A 5,909-nucleotide genomic window follows, 5' to 3' on the forward strand; every position below is an offset into this window, starting at 1 on the left:
TTGGTGTTTCGGCTTGGGCCGAGAAGTGTCGAGAAGATTGTACCACGCTTTTGCGTGCATTGCCTTTAAAAGACCTGGCAGCGACCTACTCTCCCGCGTCTTGAGACGGAGTACCATTGGCGCTGGGGCGTTTCACGGCCGTGTTCGGAAAGGGAACGGGTGCGGCCGCCCCGCCATGACCACCAGGTCATTTAAGGGCAATGTTCCGACCGCGAGGTCGGAATGTGATGAGAAGCTGGATTTTCGGAACATCGCCTTTGTTTTGTCCTGACGCGCGCAGCGCTCCGGACGGGCCGCCAAGCGATTGGCGACGAACTATCGTTCTGTATGGCTGCCCGGCTCGAAGTCGAGCAAGGAAACCAGACTGAACTGGCGATGGTCTTGTTGAACACGTCATGGCTTCATCTTCGCGCCTGGCGGCGCTCGATGAGCATGGTCAATGAGAACGATTAAGCCAATCGGGCTATTAGTAAGGCTAAGCTTCATGCATTACTGCACGTCCACACGCCTCCTATCAACGTGGTCGTCTACCACGGCCCTGATAGGGAATACTCGTTTTCAGGTTGGTTTCCCGCTTAGATGCCTTCAGCGGTTATCCATTCCATATATAGCTACCCTGCTATGCCGTTGGCACGACAACAGGTCCACCAGAGATATGTCCATCCCGGTCCTCTCGTACTAGGGACAGATCCTGTCAATATTCCTACACCCACGGCAGATAGGGACCGAACTGTCTCACGACGTTCTGAACCCAGCTCACGTACCGCTTTAATTGGCGAACAGCCAAACCCTTGGGACCTGCTCCAGCCCCAGGATGCGATGAGCCGACATCGAGGTGCCAAACAACCCCGTCGATATGGACTCTTGGGGGTCATCAGCCTGTTATCCCCGGCGTACCTTTTATCCGTTGAGCGATGGCCCTTCCACGCGGGACCACCGGATCACTATGACCGACTTTCGTCTCTGCTCGACTTGTCAGTCTCGCAGTCAGGCGGGCTTATGCCATTGCACTCGACGACCGATTTCCGACCGGTCTGAGCCCACCATCGCGCGCCTCCGTTACTCTTTCGGAGGCGACCGCCCCAGTCAAACTACCCACCATACACTGTCCCGGATCCGGATGACGGACCGCGGTTAGACATCCATGACGATAAGGGTGGTATTTCAAGGATGGCTCCACGAAGACTGGCGTCCCCGCTTCAAAGCCTACCACCTATCCTACACATGCCGACACGAATGCCAGTGTAAAGCTATAGTAAAGGTGCACGGGGTCTTTCCGTCTAACCGCAGGAACCCCGCATCTTCACGGGGAATTCAATTTCACTGAGTCTATGCTGGAGACAGCGGGGAAGTCGTTACGCCATTCGTGCAGGTCGGAACTTACCCGACAAGGAATTTCGCTACCTTAGGACCGTTATAGTTACGGCCGCCGTTTACTGGGGCTTCAGTTCAAAGCTTGCACCTCTCCCTTTAACCTTCCAGCACCGGGCAGGCGTCAGGCCCTATACGTCGTCTTTCGACTTCGCAGAGCCCTGTGTTTTTGATAAACAGTCGCTACCCCCTGGTCTGTGCCACCCTCATCTACTTGCGTAAAAGAGGGTCACGCTTCTTCCGAAGTTACGCGTGCAATTTGCCGAGTTCCTTCAGCATAGTTCTCTCAAGCGCCTTGGTATACTCTACCTGACCACCTGTGTCGGTTTCGGGTACGGTCTATACGGTGGAGCTATTTCCTGGAACCGCTTCCCCGCCCAGACAATCCAATAAGTCTGAACAAGTTACGCAATCCGTCACTACCACCAGGCCCACGAATATTAACGTGGTTCCCATCACCTACGCATTTCTGCCTCGGCTTAGGGGCCGGCTAACCCTGCTCAGATTAACTTTAAGCAGGAACCCTTGGTCTTTCGGCGAGGGGGTCTCTCACCCCCTTTGTCGTTACTCATGTCAACATTCGCACTTCCGATATCTCCAGGGGTCCTCACGGATCCCCCTTCACAGACTTACGGAACGCTCCGCTACCACGTACACTTGCGTGTACATCCTCAGCTTCGGTGCATGGCTTTAGCCCCGTTACATTTTCGGCGCAAAGACCCTTATTTAGACCAGTGAGCTGTTACGCTTTCTTTAAATGATGGCTGCTTCTAAGCCAACATCCTGGTTGTTTTGGGATCCTCACATCCTTTCCCACTTAGCCATGACTTGGGGACCTTAGCTGGAGGTCAGGGTTGTTGCCCTCTTCACGACGGACGTTAGCACCCGCCGTGTGTCTGCCGATTAGTACTCTCAGGTATTCGGAGTTTGGTTAGGATCAGTAAGACGGTGAGTCCCCATAGCCCATCCAGTGCTCTACCCCCTGAGGTATTCGATCGACGCACTACCTAAATAGTTTTCGCGGAGAACCAGCTATCTCCGAGTTTGATTGGCCTTTCACCCCTAGCCACAAGTCATCCCAATCTATTGCAACAGATGCGGGTTCGGCCCTCCAGTTGGTGTTACCCAACCTTCAGCCTGCTCATGGCTAGATCACTCGGTTTCGGGTCTAATGCATCTAACTAAATCGCCCTATTCAGACTCGCTTTCGCTGCGCCTACACCTACCGGCTTAAGCTTGCTAGATACACTAAGTCGTTGACCCATTATACAAAAGGTACGCCGTCAGGCTTGCGCCCTCCGACTGCTTGTAGGCATCCGGTTTCAGGTTCTATTTCACTCCCCTTGTCGGGGTGCTTTTCACCTTTCCCTCACGGTACTTGTTCGCTATCGGTCATGCACGAGTACTTAGGCTTGGAGAGTGGTCTCCCCATGTTCAGACAGGATTTCACGTGTCCCGCCCTACTCAAGGACAATGTGTGTTCTACGCTTACGGGGCTATCACCCACTCTAGCCAGGCTTTCCAACCTGTTCAGCTTTATTCCACATTGCCACTGGCCTGGTCCGCGTTCGCTCGCCACTACTTACGGAGTCTCGGTTGATGTCCTTTCCTTCAGGTACTTAGATGTTTCAGTTCCCTGAGTTCGCTTCTAACCCCTATGTATTCGAAAGTTAGATACCTTATTACAATACCTAGAAACCTAAACCGTCCCGAAAGACGGCTTAAACTTTCTAGGTATTTAAGGTGGGTTGCCCCATTCGGAGATCCATGGATCAAAGCTTATTCGCAGCTCCCCACAGCTTATCGCAGCGTATCACGTCCTTCTTCGCCTGTGCATGCCAAGGCATCCACCAAATGCCCTTACGACACTTAATCGTTCTCATTGCCAATGCTCATCAGTTAGCTCAGCTTTTCCAAAGAAAAAGCGAAAGCAGCAGGGCTACCTTTTACAACCCTACCATCTCATGATGCCATCGACGTGTTCGATAAGCCTGCTTTTTTGGGGTCACGCCGAGCGACCCGCTTGCAAACTCATCTTTAAGACCAGCTTCTCGAGATTAAATCCGGGTCCGTGCGGTTAGCAAACGGACATCAATAAGTCGTCAGAGATGTCATAACCCAAAGGTCAAAACACCAACAACGACCGACCAGAGTGACAAGCTTCCCACCTCTTCCGATCCCTCTTTCGTGTCCGGCCGGCTAGGCCATCAACGACGTCATTGGAACCGGCCTCGGACATCAGCCTACCTTGCGGTAAAACCAACACCTGGAAGCCTCCAGATCAATCTTCTCTTCACGATTTTTGCAGAACAGGCACAAACGCAAATGCGTCGTGCAAACTTTTTTTCTTCAGAAGACAATGTTGAACCGAAAGGAGATTAACTCGACTTTCGATCGGTCCGCCCGTAGGCCAGAGGCCGTCGGCCATCGTTGGCCGCGCCGTCCGCAGGCAGCAGCCAAAGGCTGCGCTCGCCGTGAGGACCAAATATGGTGGAGCTTAACGGGATCGAACCGTTGACCCCCTGCTTGCAAAGCAGGTGCTCTCCCAGCTGAGCTAAAGCCCCAATTCGCAAACGCGATCATCAGGAACAGCTCGAACCGACAGCATCAGTCAAGCCCGTTCATCAACACCATTATCGCACGATCTTATCGACTGCGTTCCCATCCACCAGCACCAACATTCGCCATGCAAATGGTGGGCCCGGGTAGACTCGAACTACCGACCCCACGCTTATCAAGCGTGTGCTCTAACCAACTGAGCTACGGGCCCATTCAGTCAAACCGGTCGTGCGGTTATTGTCTTCTTGAAGAAAGAGAAACGTAGTCGGCGGTCTTCGCCATACCATCCGATTGCCGAAGCAATTCCGTGGCGTATTACGTTGCGATGGTCGCCTGACTGGCGCCATCTATGTTCTAAAAAGCACGGGAAGGTTCATGCCAGGCCATATCTTGCGATACGTGCTGACCGTCTTACCAATTCCACAGCTTCCTTAGAAAGGAGGTGATCCAGCCGCAGGTTCCCCTACGGCTACCTTGTTACGACTTCACCCCAGTCGCTGACCCTACCGTGGTTAGCTGCCTCCTTGCGGTTAGCGCACTACCTTCGGGTAAAACCAACTCCCATGGTGTGACGGGCGGTGTGTACAAGGCCCGGGAACGTATTCACCGCGGCGTGCTGATCCGCGATTACTAGCGATTCCAACTTCATGCACTCGAGTTGCAGAGTGCAATCCGAACTGAGATGGCTTTTGGAGATTAGCTCGGGATCGCTCCTTCGCTGCCCACTGTCACCACCATTGTAGCACGTGTGTAGCCCAGCCCGTAAGGGCCATGAGGACTTGACGTCATCCCCACCTTCCTCTCGGCTTATCACCGGCAGTCCCCTTAGAGTGCCCAACTGAATGCTGGCAACTAAGGGCGAGGGTTGCGCTCGTTGCGGGACTTAACCCAACATCTCACGACACGAGCTGACGACAGCCATGCAGCACCTGTGTCCCTGCCACCGAAGTGGAAACCAAATCTCTCTGGCTGTCAGGGCATGTCAAGGGCTGGTAAGGTTCTGCGCGTTGCTTCGAATTAAACCACATGCTCCACCGCTTGTGCGGGCCCCCGTCAATTCCTTTGAGTTTTAATCTTGCGACCGTACTCCCCAGGCGGAATGTTTAATGCGTTAGCTGCGCCACCGACAAGTAAACTTGCCGACGGCTAACATTCATCGTTTACGGCGTGGACTACCAGGGTATCTAATCCTGTTTGCTCCCCACGCTTTCGCACCTCAGCGTCAGTTATGGACCAGTTAGCCGCCTTCGCCACTGGTGTTCCTGCGAATATCTACGAATTTCACCTCTACACTCGCAATTCCACTAACCTCTTCCATACTCAAGATACCCAGTATCAAAGGCAGTTCCGCAGTTGAGCTGCGGGATTTCACCCCTGACTTAAATATCCGCCTACGTGCGCTTTACGCCCAGTAATTCCGAACAACGCTAGCCCCCTTCGTATTACCGCGGCTGCTGGCACGAAGTTAGCCGGGGCTTCTTCTCCGACTACCGTCATTATCTTCATCGGTGAAAGTGCTTTACAACCCTAAGGCCTTCATCACACACGCGGCATGGCTGGATCAGGCTTGCGCCCATTGTCCAATATTCCCCACTGCTGCCTCCCGTAGGAGTTTGGGCCGTGTCTCAGTCCCAATGTGGCTGATCATCCTCTCAGACCAGCTATGGATCGTCGCCTTGGTAGGCCTTTACCCCACCAACTAGCTAATCCAACGCGGGCCAATCCTTTACCGATAAATCTTTCCCCCGAAGGGCACATACGGTATTAGCTCCAGTTTCCCGGAGTTGTTCCGTAGTAAAGGGTATGTTCCCACGTGTTACTCACCCGTCTGCCGCTCCTCTTGCGAGGCGCTCGACTTGCATGTGTTAAGCCTGCCGCCAGCGTTCGTTCTGAGCCAGGATCAAACTCTCAAGTTGAGAATTCAATCATGACTAATCACTTTATGTTCTGAATCGACGAGAACTCACTCGACTGACTTA

Annotated in this window: 2 tRNA genes and 3 rRNA genes; all 5 read right to left on the reverse strand. The window is 53.4% G+C overall.

Going from position 1 to position 5,909, the window contains the following annotated elements:
* Window positions 1-72: 72 nt before the first annotated feature.
* Window positions 73-187 (reverse strand): 5S ribosomal RNA (rrf, locus tag FHP24_RS28485).
* Window positions 188-445: 258 nt separating this feature from the next.
* Window positions 446-3,246, reverse strand: a 23S ribosomal RNA gene (locus FHP24_RS28490).
* 613 nt (window positions 3,247-3,859) lie between these two features.
* Window positions 3,860-3,935 (reverse strand) — tRNA-Ala (locus FHP24_RS28495).
* A 129-nt stretch (window positions 3,936-4,064) separates the two neighbouring features.
* A tRNA-Ile gene (locus FHP24_RS28500) sits at window positions 4,065-4,141 on the reverse strand.
* 224 nt (window positions 4,142-4,365) lie between these two features.
* A 16S ribosomal RNA gene (locus tag FHP24_RS28505) occupies window positions 4,366-5,846 on the reverse strand.
* Together the 16S, 23S and 5S rRNA genes with 2 tRNA genes alongside form the textbook arrangement of a ribosomal RNA operon.
* Window positions 5,847-5,909 lie beyond the last annotated feature (63 nt).

It is taken from the genome of Aliirhizobium smilacinae, assembly GCF_006335145.1.
Taxonomy (GTDB): Bacteria; Pseudomonadota; Alphaproteobacteria; order Rhizobiales; family Rhizobiaceae; genus Neorhizobium; species Neorhizobium smilacinae.